The organism is Allocoleopsis sp. (assembly GCF_036703385.1).
Taxonomy (GTDB): domain Bacteria; phylum Cyanobacteriota; class Cyanobacteriia; order Cyanobacteriales; family Coleofasciculaceae; genus Allocoleopsis.
The window spans coordinates 1-15,499 of sequence record NZ_DATNPA010000812.1 but is presented as its reverse complement, the minus strand read 5'-3'; the positions used below and the strand labels follow the sequence as shown (position 1 = coordinate 15,499).

Sequence of the window (15,499 nt, the reverse complement as noted above, 5' to 3'; positions counted from 1 at the left end):
GCCAAATTTATCCACCAGTTCTTGCAGAGGAGCTTCTCCATCGGCATAGAAAGGGAGTGGCTTGGCAGATGTGGAAAATGTCATGATTAAGTATTCCTTACGATTCGTTTGCTGCGGTCGTTTGAGATGAGTCAGCACCTGGACGGGTCAAATCTTTGGTGCTGGCTTTACCCGTAATCTTGTCCAACATCGAGCCGTAAAGCCGTTGTTGGCGCTGGCGGGAACGTTCCTCTCGCAGCTCTTGACGGGCTGAGCGATACTTCTGGTAAAGGGAATTTCGGGCATTGTCTTCGGCTTCCCACTGGTCTAACCACTCTCGGATAGCTTCGTAGTCCCCAGCGGTGAGAAGGCTTTCTAAAAGTGCCGCACGAGTTGAGGATTGCTTCTCTAGTTCACCGCGATATTGAGAAGCCCATTCTGATAGTTGGCTCACGCGGCGTCCTCCTCAAACTGAGCAGCAAAGTCGGCGTCAAAGTCAAAGTTATCGGGAGTGGGAGCTTCCTTGAGAGCAGGCGCTTCTTCTTGCTGTGCAAATGCAACCACCTTGCCACCGCTGGGAACCAACCCCATCAACCAGTTGAAGAGTCGAGCAAACGGAACCTGCTTAGTCATCGACTGCGCGAGTTTGTGTTCGTAAAGTAAACGGTTCGTTAAAGTGGTAAGGTCGGCTCCGGTCGCTTGCTCACCCGGTTTGCCGATGACTCGTTCGGATTGGGAACGAAGGTAGTCTTCAATGTCCGGCTCAATTCGGATTCTTGTGGAAGATGCCATTGTTAGTTACCTCTCGCTAAACGACCTTCTGCCATCCGCTGGAGTCCAATCGCATTCGCCCAGCAGCCATCGGGAACAGCGGTGATACCACGAGCGGTTAACTTTTGAGCTACCCCAGGCATTTCCACGCCGCCACCCCAGGCGATGAAACTTTGTGCTGCATCCTTCCACTCTTCAACCTCCTTCTCTACGAGGCGTAGGCGAGCGCTGAGCCAGGGCGTTAAGTGTCGGGCGTAAATATTCTTAAAGTTGAATGGGCGTGTGCCGTACTGGAAGCTTTTGTTCTCAATGCCTTGGCGGACGGTTTCCACGCTTCCTGCTTTGCCCTTGCCCAGGAATGCAATTAATTCTGGGTCGGCGGCAATCGCATCCAGCAGGTCGATACATCCACCTACTTCCAGAACTTTGCGATGGATGATTTTGCCACCAGGGGCGAACACGGTCGGGATGACTGTTGAGGTGCCAAAGTCCACCGCAATAACATGTGCCGTCCGGTCAATTAGGGGTTCTGGCTTTGTGGCATTGCAATAAGCGTAAGAGCCAGCGCCTTCAGGGGCCACCAATGACACGTTGAGATGAACTCGCGTGGTAGGGGTACTTTTGCCATTGAAGCTGACAATATGCATCCCCCGCACTTTCTGTGCCAAAGCGTCGCGGAATACTTTCGCATGGATGGAAAGAACCAAGTACAGATGCCACTCCTGACGGTGAGGTAACGTGCCCAGCGCACCAAGCAGTGTGTGCAGGCAGTACTCTACCTTCAGTGCTGGGTCATCGCTCAGCTTGATATGGGTCGCTGGGGCTTTCCAGGCCGCTAATGTTCCGGTCAAAAACTCGCGTCCGAGCAGGTCAGTGCGTTCGCCGTCGTGGTAGAAGAAGTGTCCGCCCTCTTTTGAGGACAGAACATCGTCCAGTTCGTCGCGCACCTCATACACCTTGGCGGGGGTGCGGATTCGCATTTGCTGCACTCCCGACCCCATCACCAGCTTGACCAATCCCGCCCCATTATCAACACCTATCGCGATAGGTGGGTTCTGGCGGGTCATTCCAGCCACAAGGGGCTGTGTCGTCGCAACCATCTTATTTGTCTCCTCAAGTCTCAGTTTCTTGCCCTCGAAGCGGCTTATCGTCTCAGTTTGGCGTCGCTTTGGGGGTTAAAGTCAGTTGCCCAAATCCGACAACGTTGAAGTTTTTTCGCTTGCGTCGGGTGCGTTTGGGCTACTATATTGAAACGGTAGCATAATGCTATAGCATTATGTCAATACCAAAAAAAAGTAACGTTTCGTAATAAAGGAGATAACGGCGCTCCGAAAAGGTGGTATGTCGGGGTACGATTTTTGGTATGCCAAGACCACCAAAAGAAAACTCGCGAAGAAACAATCCCGACTATTCACCCGTAACGGCACAAATCCCCAAGCCGTTAGGGAAGAAGTTACGTTTATTCGTAACGCAAGAGGAAACGACAATATCGGAGGTGGTTGAGGCTGCGATAACTGAATATCTCGATAAGCGAATTGTGGAATCGGCAATACCAATTCCGCAGGTGGAATCGTTCGCCGATCTGGTCAAGGTGAATCTGTTCACGTTGATGAGTTCGGGAAAGGTATCACTCGATCGCCTCAGAGATCTCGCTCTCGGACAGAAACCGAACACAGCCGAGTTAGCCATTATCGCCAACGTTCTCGATGTGGCGGAGGAATATGTTGTCGAGCTGCGTGATCGCTCATTTCCAAAAAACTCCAAACCAAAGCAAACGAATGGAACTCCTTAGTTGCCTTCAAGCAGGGTGGAATCTACGACTTGGTTCGCAGCGATTAGTTATCGATGCGCCAACGGATGGAGCCGCTTTCGATTTACTTGCATCCGCTGCTGACCCGTTAGCATTGTCGATCGCGAACTTGCGATTCAAGGATGTACAGATTTGCTGGGAGAGGTTTCAAAAAACAGTGATGGTATAAAAGTGAAAGACAAAAGCCAGTGCAGCAAGTTTCTTGGCGGAAATCTGCACTGGCTTTTGTGGAGAGGCCAAAAATGCTGAGTGATAGCCCCTAAACCTAAACCAAAAAATCTTTCGGTTCATGGTTTTACCCTATAGGGTTATCCTAGCATCGCCTCTCCTTGTAATCCAATGCACCGAGAGGAAAATCATGTTGACAACACAGCAGAATTTAAGCGATCGCCCCGAACCACAACACCCGTTATCGTGGAACTCCGTAACCGAGAGTAGCGATCGCTCAGCAACAACAATAAAATATCCATACCTCTGGCTTTCTGAGCCAATCGCCGCATTCTCATCACCACATTTTCGGGTAGCTCTCGATGCATCTGATGTCCAGCCCGGAAGGCACATCATCGCGCTACGAACCGAACTAGATATCCGACGGCTAGCTCGTAAACTGATGTCGGCTGGTGGGGAGATTCAAGTTTTCCAATCTGATACTCCCATCGAAATCTTGCTGGGAAGCATGGGCGATAGCGCCATTCCCATGATTGTGATGGGCGCTACTCCCTTAGAGGAATGGTTGACATCTTTAAAGGACTTGCCACTGGATTTAGAGGAAGCGGTTGCGCTCGCTTCTGACATGATCAAGAACGAGGCCGACTCGCCAGAACGTAAAATCGCTTTAGACATTTTGGGCAGGCGAGCTGGGGTGAGCGAGTACAACTGGCACAAAAACTATCTAGACAGTCTCCGAGCGAGATTTGAGAGGTCTTTAGAGCAATCTGATGCTCCGGGGCTTCTAGAATCTCGATTAGATGCACTCATTCAAGAAGGCTTAAGCGGTGCCAAACTCACTAATCGACTAAACCACCTAGCACAAGAGACTGGGCGTCACATCGCAGAACTACGAAAGCAATATTTGGAGCGACTTTCTGAAGTTGAGAGGGTTGAGGGTCGAGAAGAGACTCAATCTCAAATTGATGCTCTAATAGATGCTTCCAGGGCATCCGTCGCTCTGCGTGAAGTGTTACCTTCTGCCCTCGCAGAACCAATGCTCAAGTTAGCGGGTTGGCTCAACCTCAAGCCCGAATGCTACCTCACAGCTCTGCTCACTACAACATCTATCCTGCATAAGGCAGGTACGAAAGTTGTCCTGAACAAGGAATGGGATTTTGAGGTGACGCCCAACTTATACAGCGCCATTATTGCGCCTAGCTCACAGAAGAAATCTCCCATTATCAAGGCCATCTGCACCAAACCCTTGAAAGTACTTCAGCAAGCAGCCCTCAAACAGTACAAACAAGAGTTGGAGATTTATGAGGAAGAGTTGAGAGAGTGGGAAGCGACAAGACCAGAAGAGCGTGGGCAACCACCAGTCAAACCCGAACGCAAAATCTATTTCTTCACCAAGACAACTGGTGAAGGCTTGACCTATCAAGCCGCTCGTTGTCCAGAACAAGGGATGCTTTACCTGACTGATGAGCTGGCGGGTATGTTAAATGCACAAAATCAGTACCGAGGTGGCAAGGGCAGCGACAAGCAAGACTTGCTCTCTTACTATGACGGCAGCGGGGATGTGGTCTTACGAGCTGAGGGTGTCAAGTCAGAGGCTGACTGTATCCTACTTGGGCTGCTTGGTGGCATCCAACCCAAAATAATGCAGAAGCTGCTGGACGATTGCTCTGATTCTGATGGCGGCTGGGCACGCTTCATGTTTGTCAATCAACCCAATGCAGCATCCCGAATGGATTCTGACGGTGGCCAATATGACCTGAGTGAACGGCTTTGTGACTTGTATCGCAGAATTGACGCTCTACCACCTACCGAGTACCGCTTATCCAAGAAAGCCTTTAGCTTATTTGGCAAAGCCTACAATCGCCTGGAAGAGCTGAGAGTCGGCGCGCGCTTAGAAGGAATGCAGGCCGTATGGGGCAAATCTGAAGGTCGGATTGGCAAATTAGCCGTGAATCTCCACGTCATCCATGCCTTGATGAACGGGAAAACCCCAACTGAAGAAATCCCAGTTGAGATGGTTCGCATCGCCATCGACCTAACCAAGTTCTACGCTCAGCAGGTACAAAGCCTCTATACCCAGTTTTCCGACCCAGACACCTTAGCGCCGCGACTTGTAAAAGTGCTTGAACTATCTCGCACCAAGGGCTGGCTCAAGGCATCTGACGTTTACCTATCCATCACTAAAAAGCAGCGACCCTCCGGCGAGACAGTGCGGGAATGGTTTGGTGAGTTGGTGGCGATGCGCAAAGGTGAAGTCAAAGGTCAAGGGCGATCGCTTCAGTTCAGAGCCTTTTTACCTACTGAACCACCCCCGACTCCTACTTTAGACAAATTAGACAAGAAATTAGACGATTTGTCTAACGCTGAAACGACCATATATCAAGAGGTTCAGGAGAAATTAGACATTTTAGACGAATTAGACAATTTTCTAAAAACTGAGGAAGTACCTCAAAATGTGCCAATTCAAGACGAAGCACCCTACGTACTGGATAGTCAGGATGAAGAAATAGAAAAATCATTTAATTCGTCTAATTTGTCTAATTCGTCTAACGAAAGCCAGAAGCAAGACACAGTGGGCGATGCAACGTTAGCCAATGAATCTAATATTGTGTCTAATTTGTCTAAAACTGCTGAGAAGCCCAATCAGGATGATGAAGACTTAAACAACGGTTCTGCCGTAGGGCAGACAGCTTACACAAGGAATCTGAGAGGAGAGATATCAAATGAAGCTTGGCAGATTGTGAAGTGGTGCGAGCGCAATCAGCTCTATACCCTCTCTAATGGAGAGATGGCTTATCCTTTCGAGTTAGTTCTACGAACCCAACTTTCTGGACAGTTCAAGCCATCAAGAGTCCAATCCGAGTAATCCCCAGAAGTTTTTGCACGCGCGTTGCTTTTGGCGAGAGCTGGCAGTGCCACGGCGCACTTGAGTGCGTCAGCTCAACTATGGTGGTTTTGGGGTTTGAGTAGCAATCGTGCAGAATATTACGCTGCTGAGAAATACTCGTCTGTTTTGTATCTTTGAATTAACACTTTATTTTTCGCCCTGGTCGTTGAGTAGTTTTTTGCTCTACTTCAACGACTTTAGGGCTTTTGTGTTTCGCACCGGAAACTAGCTACTGAGATTGCTGTCTTTCTCCCGTACCCCAACGCCAGCAATGGTCATAAACCTGGAAGTCTCAAGGTTTACCAGCATCTTTGCCGTGCCAACTTTTCCGTAAATCCGATTTTTGTCAACAACGAACTCAATCGTTTTGTCATAGAAATTTTTGCTGTAGTAAGCATCGCGGTAGAGCATAATCACCGCGTCTGCTACCTCTGCAATCTCCCCAGAGTCTCTCAAATCCGCCTTCGTCGGGCGCTTGTTACTGCGCTTTTCGACCTCCCGATTGATCTGAGAGCCAAGGTAAAACGGCACATCAAAATCCTTAGCGATCGCCCTCAGCTCTCGCGTAAGAAGCCCCAGTTCCAGATTTCGGTTCTTTTCCGCCGAACCCAGACTGAGCATCTGCACGTAGTCGAGAAACACTGCTCCCAGTTGTCCGTGCCTTAAAATCGCCTGCTTGACAACAGAGCGAATGGTGGCAATCGACGGGTTAGGCTCGTCATAGACCATCCAAGGCAAATTGCTAAATATCTCTATGGCTTGCGCTAGCAACTCCCACTCGTCCTCGTTTACGCCTCCAGGCAGTGGTCCTTTAAATAGGCGGCTGTTGTCGATGCCTGAAAGACGAGCGAGGAGTCGCTGGTTAATGGAATCTTTGTCCATCTCGCAAGAGAAAAACAAGACGGGTTGGTTGAGTTCGGTCATAATGGCGTGCGAAAGCCCCAACATTACTTGGGTCTTGCCCATTGAGGTGGCTCCCCCAATTACAGTCAGGGTCTTGCGGTGCTTCCCACCGGTTAACCCTTCAAGGTCGTACCAATCCACCAACTGACCTCCCCTTTTTCCAGTCTCGATGCTGGCAAACAGAGGGGGACTCATCTCTGAGGCGTCCTCTAGCTGATATCGTTCTGATGCTTTTTGGACGGTGACGCCGAAAATTTTTTGTTCTGCCTGGTCGAGGACAGTTTCTAACTCTATTGATGTCTCGTGGCCCAGCTGAACAATTTCGTTTCCTGCCCCAATCAGCTGGCGGCGGAGGTACTTATCCATCACCAGCGCCGCGTAGCGATCAACATTGACCGCTGACACAGTGCGATCGACTAACTGTGCTAACTTGCTCTGACCGCCAACTTTCTCTAACAATTCATGGTCAGAAAGCCAAGTGGTGACGGTCATTAAATCTGTCGGCTTACCCTGGTTATGGAGAACTTTAGCAGCTTTGTAGATTTGCTTGTGGGCATTGATGTAAAAAGCTTCCGGACGAAGAAGCTCAGCCACCCGGCCGATGGCTTCCGGGTCGAGCAGAATGCCTCCGAGAATCGACTCCTCGGCATCAACGTTTTGAGGCGGGAGGTTGTTGGCGAAGGAAAAATTAGTCACCCTTTTGCCTCCTAATTCTGTTCTTTCCATCTCTGCTGCGTTTTAGCTGTTCAGCTAGTTCTCTTCGGGTTATGTTTATCTGTTCTTGCCGCTCTCGTTCTGCTTCATCAAGGTCAACCTGGCTTGGTGTTTGAGACGGTGCGGTAAAAAACTCTTCCCTCAGCTCTTCCCAGTTTCGAGCAATCCACTTTTTGGGAAGTGCTGGCGGTTTAGGTAGTTCCGCTGCTTTTCTCAATCCAAACTCTAAAAACTTCTCTCTCTGGCTTGGAGAGAGAGAGTCTATATAGTCTTTATAAGTCTTATTAAGTCTTAGAGAGTTGGAATCATTATCTGGTGAGGCTTGTGGCTCTCGTTCGTTGCGTAGCGATCGCGCTTGTTGCGTAGTGATCACGCTTGTTGCGTCATGATCACGCTTGTTGTCTGTAGGCAACACTGTTGCGTCATGATCACGCTCGTTGTCTGTAGGTAATACTGTTGTCTCAGACGCTTCTTGCGTCGCTCTAAGCGTTGCATCCCCTACTCCGGAGGCGTTCCCGACGGGTAGGGTATACGCAACGCTCTCGCAACAATGAACTCCTTTAGCCTTGATGTTGAGCTTGACCATCAACAACTCCATATCAATAAAGCCTTTGGCATCAAGTTCTTTGAGGGCACGGCTAACCGTCGAGCGGTGAACTGTTTTCTTATCGGTTGATAACTGCCTCGCTATTTCAGCTATTGAGATGTCCAGACCGTCTCCGTAAGGATCTAGAGTCCTGACAAAGTACAGCACGTCTCGCTGCGCTGGGGTGAGTTCTCGGCAAGCTCTAAGCCATTCGTCATGCTGTAGCGGGTAAAACTTCCCCTGAATTTTTGTTTTTATCATAATGGCGGCTTCTCAGTTAAAGTCAGATTCGTCGCATAAGGCTCTTGTTTTGAAGTGATTGACTCTGAAGGCAAATGCTCTGCGATGCTTAAGAAATCGCTGAAGATGGGGAAAGGAGGCTTTGTAATTCCTGCTGATTCAGTCCTCGCAAGCCATCTACCTTCTGCTCAACCAGAGCCAAAAACTCCTTGAACTGTAGGCAGTCTTGACAATGAGGCTGTTGACCAGGAACCAAACAATGACACTCGATTGTTGGTCTTTCTGTGAAAGCGCGCTGACAGCCATTGCAGAAGTATCTTTGCTTACCCCTTGGGCTACCATACCGAACAATCTTGGGGGATTGGCATCGCGGACATTCAATTCCTGAAGAGCGGGGTGAGGGTTGCCACTCTTTTAAAGCTTGCTGCATGGCTACTTCACAGCGCAACTTATTGAGATAAAAAGTTTCTTGTGGATTCATAAAAACCTCGATGAATTCAATTAGAAATTTTGAGAACAACCGATTTCACTTCTCCGTTATGGATAGTGATTCGTTGGACAAGTTTGCGGTAAATCTTGACCTTATCGTCATTACCGAGGGTGTGCCAAATGGCTAAGTTGTTGCCAGCTCGAATAATATCTTCGGCTGTTTTAGAAGCGAGAGACTCTGACAAAAATGGATTAATTTCTTCGGTAATTTGTTGACGAGTCTTAGCTTTGAGACTTTCTAGGTCGGGGTCGAAGCCGGGAATCTTTTCAAGAGCCTCAAGCCGAGCTTCTAATTGCTTCAAATTCTCGGATTTTTCTGGGGAGGCTAAGCGTTGAGCGTTGGATTCCTGACCGAGGGTTGCAGAGGTCTGCACTAACGTCTTAATTAGGACATCTTCAATCGTTTGTTTGCGAGTGGATTTGAGGTTTCCACAGCCCATTCCCGCATACCTACAGGCAAAATAGTAATGATGTCCTTCTCGTCTTTTTCTAGCACTCTTCGAGATGCATTTTGACCCACATTCATCACAAAAAACTAGACCGCCTTGATAGGTATGTTCTCGATAAATATCAGGTCGGGAAGGGTCTTTATTAAGGCTAAAATGTCCCACTTTTGAGTTAAGACTAATGATTTGCTTAATTTCGGTGGCTTCTTCATCAGTAAGCAAGAGATGTTCAGGATGAGTATCAGAGATAATTTGCCAATTAGCTGGGTCATTTAGCTTTCTCTTCCCTTTGCCTATGGTAAGCTTCTTGAAATAAACAGTATGCCCACATAACACTGGGTTAGTTAACCAGCGATTGAAGCCATTAGGTGTCCAATGAAAGATTCCATCTTCACCATTTTTGTGTGAACTTGTCTTGGCGATGCCATATTTTTTGAAAATCGCTCGAACGGCCCGACTAACCCCTCTCTCTTGGAGAAAAATATCAATACAGTCTCTAGCAATCTGTTTGATTGTCAGACCTGGAAGCTTTTCGGGAACTTCACTATAAAGGTCTAGATAGTTGGCAGGACGATTTTCAATCAGGCAGAGGAAGGGGCGATGATCTAGTTCATATTTGTCTTTAACGATTCGGTAACCCCAGGGAGATGTGTCACAGGCTGTTTTCTTATTTCTACGGTGTTGTTTGCCATGTCGAATTCGTTCTGATAGCAAATCGGTTTCCCATTCGGCAAGGGAACCTAAGACATTAGCCATCAACTTGCCTTGCGATGTACTTAAGTCAATTTGTTGGTCTAAAATTCTGAGGTTTACACCAGCTTCTTGAAAGACATCAATACACTCTCGCAGTTTAGTTAAAGACCTAGCAAGTCGGTCAATTCGGCTAATAATGACTTCATCAACTTTCCGTTGATGAACCAAAGCCATGAGTTCATTAAGTGCAGGTCTGTCATCTCTGCTCCCCGATTGGATATCTTGAAAGATTTTATTAGCGCCAGCCGCTTTCAATCTGGCTATCTGTTGCTCTAAAGCCTGAGATTCAGAGGCTTGAGTGGGGGTAGAAATTCTAGCATAACCAACAATTTCTGCCATTTTATCAATTATCAATTAAAAATTTTGGAAGTAGATAGAAAAATTTTAGCGAAATATTGTGCATATCCACTACCTGCTGGGTATGCACAAACAACAGTAAAAAACTATCTAATAAAGCTCGACAAAATCTCTTTTTTTCTAAGTTAAGTACGCTGAATTGTTGGTTCTTTGCTTTAAGAAAGTAAGTCCTTAAAGGGTCTAAAGTTAATTGGTTGTACTCCATAAATCTCATGAATTTTTATCTCCTCTAAAAAACTAGTTGAACTCAAATGTTATTGAGGAATCTCGGACTAAATTTGTTGGCTAAACATGAATTGATTTGGCTGTTCAAATCAATTCATGTTTCTGAGACAATAACGTTTGTCCGGCAACCAAACGTTATTGTATTCCCCAAAAAATTTAGCCCCACACGTTTGCACATGCGGGGCTGTCCTTTGGATAAGCCAATATATGTAATTAATTCTTCTTGATACTAGGCTATTTCTCTAGAGACGAATTGTCAATCCCTGGTAACCACTTTTCGTTAGTTGTCTCAGATAGACATCTCTCTAAAAATCAAACATAGCGCAAACGCGCTCATAATAATGCCCATTACTCGCACACTGAAAAATTTAGAGCCGTCACTCAATTGGGGGTAAAACTAGGACAAGGCAAAAATAGAAGGCTCTATAGGCGATCGCTCCGGGGTGCAAAAGCGGTCGCTGAGTTTGAATTTCCCTTCTCTCAACGGAAATTGTTGAATATTAATTCGCTGACATAGACTGGCGCACTAAAATGCGCCAGTTCAGCTAACACCGCCATGAAAAAACGAAGACCCAGACCAGTGACCTTCACCTGCGCTCGGTGCGAACAGCCCTGCACTTTTATCCCGTGTTCCCTCGCCCACGCCGTGGCGCATCAGTGATAGGTTAAGGTGTTGTAGCGCCTTGTTAGGCTCAGTGGCCCGACAATGGAGGTGGACAGATTTCCAGGGTTTGAATCAAGCCATGCTCAATGGTGAAACGGTGGCCAACGTGCTCATCGGCAAGCACAGCTCCGGTTAGATCGCGCACGACCTGATGCACCTCGACCAAGATCTGCCCAGCATCCTCCGGGTGAAAGGCAACTGGCTCGACGTGTGGATTGATCTCGCTCCACTGCTCCGTCCAGTAAGCGCGGACTTCTTCAGGCCCACGGACAAAACCGCCTTTGAACGCCTTCGGCCAAGCCACGTCGGGAGTCATGAGGGTGAGGGCGGCATCAATATCTCGCGCGTTGAAGGCAGCGTACGCCGCGCGTATCAGTTCAATTTCTGGCGCAGATTTATCTGGCATAAGAGGTGTGGTGAAGGACATGCAGCAGGTTGAAGCTCAACATTCCGGCTTTAGAACGAAGTCCGGAATGTTAGGAATTCCAGAGTTGACTACACCTTAGCCGCCTATGGTGTAAGGCGATAACGTGCCGTCAATATTCCACCATTTAACGGTATAGTCCCAACTCACTGAGGTGAATCTCTAAAATCGGGACTTTTAGCCACTCCATAAACTGTATAGTTATGCCCTAGAAGGGTATTGATCAACTTGCCGTTCCTGTTCCTTCCGAATGATTGTTTTGTCCCCACTCCCCGAGCAGCACAATAGACATCTCCGAAAAATCTCAAAGCTTTGCCCTGACTAGCCTGTAAACCGCAAATGCAAGTATGACTTACTAGCCGCTCAATACGATAAAATAAGGGTTGGAAATATTTGCTAATAATAACAACGCTCAAAGATGTGGTTATATGCATTAATTTTAGCTTGAGAAAATAGGCGGAATTTTGGGTGGTAATATAAGCGCTCCAATGCGGAATCTTACTAGACCACAAATTGTCAAAATTACTTGGTCATACTTTTGAGGATTTAACCGAAATCTTTCTTGGACAACTCGGAATATTTTCACCGAACGAATGCGGTGTTCAATAAATATTCGTTTAGCGGAAAACTCCTGATTTTCTTTTTTTTGCTCACGGGTTAACTGACCATTTCTTGGTGTTTTGATTGGGGTGGCAATTAATTCTTCTCCTTGATATCCTAAATCTCCCTTAAATTTTTGTTGTGGGTCAAAAATATCACGATTTTCTCGGAACAACGTTATATCGCTTTTGGGACCCGGTTCACCAGCTATAACATCAACAATGTCGCTGGCATCGGGCAAAATAATTATCTGACTTTTAAATGTATGTTTACTTGACTTGCCAGAGTAATATTTTTCTTGTTCTTTGTTATCTCCAGGTCTCTCCCTGACTTGTTCATAGCTGTCTACAATTAATTCATACTCTCTGAGTATTTCTTTAACTATCTCATAGTCAGATTTGTTTTTTTTTACTTGTTCAATTAAACTTGATGGCAACAAATCCTTGAGGATTGGCAACCAATAATTAAATGTATCATTAGCTGTTGACTCACTCACTCCAAACTGGATACCCAGAAGTTGAAATGTCGTTAGATGCCTGAAATAAACCAAGGTTAAAATAATTTGCTCTTGGAGAGATAATTTAGGTTTGCGACCACCGCCACCGGAGATAATTCTAATTTTCTTTGATTCTAATAATGCTTGTTTTTTGTGGTGCAATTGTTCGGCGTTATACAATAGCACTTTTAACTCAGGATAATCCAACCCAATTAATCGTTTAGTTTCTTAAGGATTCGCTTTAATGTGTTCCAGTATTAAACTCATATTTTTTTAGCAAAAAAATACTCTTGTATTCTTTTATCACAAAAACTTACTATTTCGGAGATGTCTAATAGGGTAGAGACTTGCTCATTGTGAGTACGGCGGATTATTGTTAAGAGTTTAACCAAGGACGATTGTGCGAACAGTCATTGCTACGAGGTATGTCACGCCATTGCGTGAGGGTGGCTCGCTTCCGGCAGTCGTGGAAGCCGATGATGATGGAATGTATGTACTTAAATTTCGCGGTGCAGGTCAGAGAGTCAAATCTCTCATCGCCGAGCTAGTAGCCGGAGAAATCGCCCGTGCATTAGGTCTACTGATACCGGAGATCGTCTTCATTGAACTCGACCCTGAACTGGCTCGCACTGAGCCTGACCCAGAAATCCAAGATTTGATCCGGGCAAGTGCTGGTCTTAACCTCGCGCTCGACTACCTTCCCGGCTCTGTGACATTTGACCCGCTCGCACAGAAGCTCGACGCAGAACTCGCCTCTTGTGTGGTCTGGCTCGATGCTTACGTGACAAACATCGATCGCACGCCGCGCAACACAAATATGCTGATTTGGCATCGGCGGCTCTGGCTGATCGATCACGGCGCAACGCTCTACTTCCACTACACCTGGAAAAATTACCGCGAGCGCAGCCGAGACCATTTCTCTGCGATCAAAGATCATGTTTTACTCCCCAATGCCTCCGAGCTTCAAGCGGTAGACTCGAAGATGACCGAGCGGCTTGTGCCAGACATCATCTCAAGCATTATTAAACTGATTCCTGATGCTTGGCTGGTTGAATCTCCGTTCAGTGAGAACACCCAACATCGAGATGCTTATATTGAGTACCTGCTTCATCGGCTAGAGCCACCGCATATTTTCCTAGAGGAGGCTATTCGTGCACGAGCGCTTTATGTATGATTACGCCATCGTCCGCGTCGTTCCCAGAGTCGAGCGGGAAGAGTTTGTCAACGTGGGAGCGCTCGTCTCATGCGCGAAGAGAAGATTCCTCGAAGCCCGCATCGAACTCAATGAGCCGCGGCTAATCGCGATCGATCCAACATTGGATGTGGAAATAGTTCGTTCCTACCTAGCAGCTATCCCGCTCATTTGTGCTGGAGGAGAGCAATCAGGCCCTATCGGTCAACTCCCACAACGAGAGCGTTTCCACTGGCTCGTTGCACCCCGAAGCACAATCATCCAGACATCTAGGGTACACACGGGTTTTTGCAAAAACCTCGATGCTGTTCTCGAGCGCCTACTTGACGCTAAGGTGCGCCCGCCGCAGGTAAAACCCTCTGCCGTGGAAATGACGGATGTGGGGATGAAACAAGCAATTCATTTTTTATCCGTCACCGCACCAACCGTGGGCATGGAAAAACTCTCCACGTCACCACACAAGGAAGATTAGTCACCACTCCTGAGCTTTAGAGAGCAGTGTGTCGTGGTTGTCCCAAATAGACATCTCTTCAAGTGGGACAAGAAAAAGAGCGAAAAGAGAACGAATTTCCCAACCTTCCAGACTCCCAATTTTTTAGACTTTAAATGGGACAAAAAGCACTTTAAAGGAATCGTAACGCACCCGACAAGAGCGCTCGTTCGCCTTATTGTCGGCGAGTCATAGCCATCACAGCGTTAACCGTAAGGGAGGGGAGCTCGCCCAAGTGTGGCAAAGTGTCCGCTCCCGAACACACTCTAGGCAGGTCATCTCCCTGCCAGACCCAAATCTGTTGGCGAGCCGGATCGATTAACCAGGCTAGTTTTGTTCCGTTGCTGAGGCAGTGGAGAATTTTACTTTGTAAGTCTAGAGTGCTTTGGTCAGGTGAGCGAATTTCAATTAACCAGTCCGGCGCTCCATCCAACGGTCCGTCCTCCTCCGGCAGACGATAAAGCGCCACGACGGAAATATCCGGCACCGGCGAGAAGGGAGGCACCAGACAGCGTAGCTCTTGCACAGCCTCAAACTCCTCGGTATGACTATTGATATAGTTAACCAGATTGCGTTGTAGCCGTGAGTGAAACAGGGTCGGCATGGGTTTTTGGATAACACGCCCGTTAATTAACTCCCAGGCAGGATTGGCTTCTATGTTGGGTTGAGAGAGAAACTCGGCTAGCGCGGTCGTTGTGAGTGACTTCATGATGACTCTTCCCTTGCATTTCACCACTGTTGAGGAGCACTCAACCCAGCTTGACTCCATCATGGTATCCCCAACCAGTAGCTAGTTGTCACGCTCATTTAACTATTGGGGGCGAGTGCGTCGATAATACGTGCTGCGGCTAATCCCTAAAGACTTACAAATATCGGCGATGGAATCCGTCGAGGTGTCTGCTAGATGTTGGACCGTCGCAATCTTCTTTTGGGCGATCGCCTGCTTCCTACCACCTTTCCTTCCCCTAGCTCTAGCCGCCGCTAATCCAGCCATCGTTCTCTCGCGAATGATGTTACGCTCAAACTCGGCTAGAGAACAGAAGATGTGAAAGATTAGCTTTCCGTTGCTGGTGGTAGTATCGATGCTCTCGGTCAGACTGGCAAAGCCAATTCCTTGGGCGTTGAGGTCTTCCACGACTTCTATCAAATGCTTGAGGGAACGTCCCAAACGGTCGAGTCGCCACACGACCAGCGTATCTCCGGGACGGAGTTGTTCCAGGGCTTTGTCAAGACCAGGACGCGATGCGAGAGCTCCACTGGCCTTGTCTGTATAAATGCGATCGCAGGAAGCAGCTTTTAATGCAT

General features: G+C 47.6%; 16 protein-coding genes. 5 read left to right on the top strand and 11 right to left on the bottom strand.

Going from position 1 to position 15,499, the window contains the following annotated elements; genetic code table 11:
- Positions 1–97: 97 nt before the first annotated feature.
- The 3 genes from V6C93_RS37900 to V6C93_RS37890 are packed head-to-tail and all read right to left on the bottom strand — an operon-like array spanning position 98 to position 1,850.
- Positions 98–433, bottom strand: a complete 336-nt coding sequence (locus V6C93_RS37900) for a hypothetical protein (protein ID WP_333481865.1) — start codon at positions 431–433, stop codon at positions 98–100.
- The gene (locus V6C93_RS37895; RefSeq protein ID WP_333481864.1) at positions 430–771 is read right to left on the bottom strand and encodes a hypothetical protein; all 342 of its coding nucleotides are present in this window, start codon (positions 769–771) and stop codon (positions 430–432) included. Before V6C93_RS37895 ends, V6C93_RS37900 begins: the two co-directional genes overlap by 4 nt.
- A gap of 2 nt (positions 772–773) precedes the next feature.
- Entirely contained in the window at positions 774–1,850 is a 1,077-nt protein-coding gene (locus V6C93_RS37890; protein WP_333481863.1) for a hypothetical protein, read from the bottom strand.
- 263 nt (positions 1,851–2,113) lie between these two features.
- Here V6C93_RS37890 and V6C93_RS37885 point away from each other — a divergent pair, with 263 nt between their 5' ends.
- The 3 genes from V6C93_RS37885 (at position 2,114) to V6C93_RS37875 (ending at position 5,594) form a co-directional block, all read left to right on the top strand.
- Complete coding sequence (locus V6C93_RS37885) at positions 2,114–2,542, top strand: hypothetical protein (RefSeq protein ID WP_333481862.1); 429 nt, start codon at positions 2,114–2,116, stop codon at positions 2,540–2,542.
- The gene (locus tag V6C93_RS37880; RefSeq protein ID WP_333481861.1) at positions 2,529–2,729 is read left to right on the top strand and encodes a hypothetical protein; all 201 of its coding nucleotides are present in this window, start codon (positions 2,529–2,531) and stop codon (positions 2,727–2,729) included. Before V6C93_RS37885 ends, V6C93_RS37880 begins: the two co-directional genes overlap by 14 nt.
- Positions 2,730–2,918: 189 nt before the next feature.
- Positions 2,919–5,594 (top strand): DUF3987 domain-containing protein, encoded by a 2,676-nt coding sequence (locus tag V6C93_RS37875; protein ID WP_333481860.1) that lies wholly within the window; start codon positions 2,919–2,921, stop codon positions 5,592–5,594.
- A 246-nt stretch (positions 5,595–5,840) separates the two neighbouring features.
- Here V6C93_RS37875 and dnaB read toward each other — a convergent pair whose 3' ends face one another.
- The 6 genes from dnaB to V6C93_RS37845 form a co-directional block, all read right to left on the bottom strand.
- Positions 5,841–7,214 carry a replicative DNA helicase gene (gene dnaB / locus V6C93_RS37870; protein ID WP_333481859.1) on the bottom strand — a complete coding sequence of 458 codons (1,374 nt, stop codon included), beginning with the start codon at positions 7,212–7,214 and terminating at the stop codon, positions 5,841–5,843.
- Positions 7,207–8,079, bottom strand: coding sequence for a helix-turn-helix domain-containing protein (locus tag V6C93_RS37865; protein WP_333481858.1), 873 nt, complete (start codon positions 8,077–8,079; stop codon positions 7,207–7,209). The genes dnaB and V6C93_RS37865 overlap by 8 nt, the downstream gene beginning before the upstream one ends.
- Before the next feature lie 88 nt (positions 8,080–8,167).
- Positions 8,168–8,539 (bottom strand): IS1/IS1595 family N-terminal zinc-binding domain-containing protein, encoded by a 372-nt coding sequence (locus V6C93_RS37860; RefSeq protein WP_333481857.1) that lies wholly within the window; start codon positions 8,537–8,539, stop codon positions 8,168–8,170.
- A gap of 16 nt (positions 8,540–8,555) precedes the next feature.
- Entirely contained in the window at positions 8,556–10,085 is a 1,530-nt protein-coding gene (gene xisF, locus V6C93_RS37855; protein WP_333481856.1) for a fdxN element excision recombinase XisF, read from the bottom strand.
- A 935-nt stretch (positions 10,086–11,020) separates the two neighbouring features.
- Positions 11,021–11,398, bottom strand: coding sequence for a nuclear transport factor 2 family protein (locus tag V6C93_RS37850; RefSeq protein ID WP_349262969.1), 378 nt, complete (start codon positions 11,396–11,398; stop codon positions 11,021–11,023).
- Positions 11,399–11,855: 457 nt separating this feature from the next.
- A complete protein-coding gene (locus V6C93_RS37845; protein WP_333481854.1) occupies positions 11,856–12,719 on the bottom strand; it encodes a transposase family protein in 864 nt (287 codons plus the stop codon).
- Between the two features lie 193 nt (positions 12,720–12,912).
- Here V6C93_RS37845 and V6C93_RS37840 point away from each other — a divergent pair, with 193 nt between their 5' ends.
- Positions 12,913–13,686: a HipA family kinase gene (locus V6C93_RS37840; RefSeq protein ID WP_333481853.1), complete on the top strand. Its 774-nt coding sequence runs from the start codon at positions 12,913–12,915 to the stop codon at positions 13,684–13,686.
- Entirely contained in the window at positions 13,679–14,176 is a 498-nt protein-coding gene (locus V6C93_RS37835) for a DUF3037 domain-containing protein (RefSeq protein WP_333481866.1), read from the top strand. The genes V6C93_RS37840 and V6C93_RS37835 overlap by 8 nt, the downstream gene beginning before the upstream one ends.
- Positions 14,177–14,369: 193 nt before the next feature.
- On the opposite strand, the gene V6C93_RS37830 is transcribed toward V6C93_RS37835, so the two are convergent.
- Together V6C93_RS37830 and V6C93_RS37825 are read right to left on the bottom strand one after the other, a co-directional pair.
- The gene (locus V6C93_RS37830) at positions 14,370–14,903 is read right to left on the bottom strand and encodes a Uma2 family endonuclease (RefSeq protein ID WP_333481852.1); all 534 of its coding nucleotides are present in this window, start codon (positions 14,901–14,903) and stop codon (positions 14,370–14,372) included.
- A gap of 102 nt (positions 14,904–15,005) precedes the next feature.
- Positions 15,006–15,499: recombinase family protein (locus tag V6C93_RS37825; protein ID WP_333481851.1), on the bottom strand; the 494-nt coding region annotated here is incomplete at its 5' end.

What these genes read in the sequence shown, in the direction of transcription:
- V6C93_RS37895 (WP_333481864.1), bottom strand. Translation starts at nt 771, where the DNA reads ATGGCATCTTCCACAAGAATCCGAATTGAGCCGGACATTGAAGACTAC.
- V6C93_RS37890 (WP_333481863.1), bottom strand. Translation starts at nt 1,850, where the DNA reads ATGGTTGCGACGACACAGCCCCTTGTGGCTGGAATGACCCGCCAGAAC.
- V6C93_RS37885 (WP_333481862.1), top strand. Translation starts at nt 2,114, where the DNA reads ATGCCAAGACCACCAAAAGAAAACTCGCGAAGAAACAATCCCGACTAT.
- V6C93_RS37880 (WP_333481861.1), top strand. Translation starts at nt 2,529, where the DNA reads ATGGAACTCCTTAGTTGCCTTCAAGCAGGGTGGAATCTACGACTTGGT.
- V6C93_RS37875 (WP_333481860.1), top strand. Translation starts at nt 2,919, where the DNA reads ATGTTGACAACACAGCAGAATTTAAGCGATCGCCCCGAACCACAACAC.
- V6C93_RS37865 (WP_333481858.1), bottom strand. Translation starts at nt 8,079, where the DNA reads ATGATAAAAACAAAAATTCAGGGGAAGTTTTACCCGCTACAGCATGAC.
- V6C93_RS37860 (WP_333481857.1), bottom strand. Translation starts at nt 8,539, where the DNA reads ATGAATCCACAAGAAACTTTTTATCTCAATAAGTTGCGCTGTGAAGTA.
- xisF (WP_333481856.1), bottom strand. Translation starts at nt 10,085, where the DNA reads ATGGCAGAAATTGTTGGTTATGCTAGAATTTCTACCCCCACTCAAGCC.
- V6C93_RS37850 (WP_349262969.1), bottom strand. Translation starts at nt 11,398, where the DNA reads ATGCCAGATAAATCTGCGCCAGAAATTGAACTGATACGCGCGGCGTAC.
- V6C93_RS37835 (WP_333481866.1), top strand. Translation starts at nt 13,679, where the DNA reads ATGTATGATTACGCCATCGTCCGCGTCGTTCCCAGAGTCGAGCGGGAA.
- V6C93_RS37830 (WP_333481852.1), bottom strand. Translation starts at nt 14,903, where the DNA reads ATGAAGTCACTCACAACGACCGCGCTAGCCGAGTTTCTCTCTCAACCC.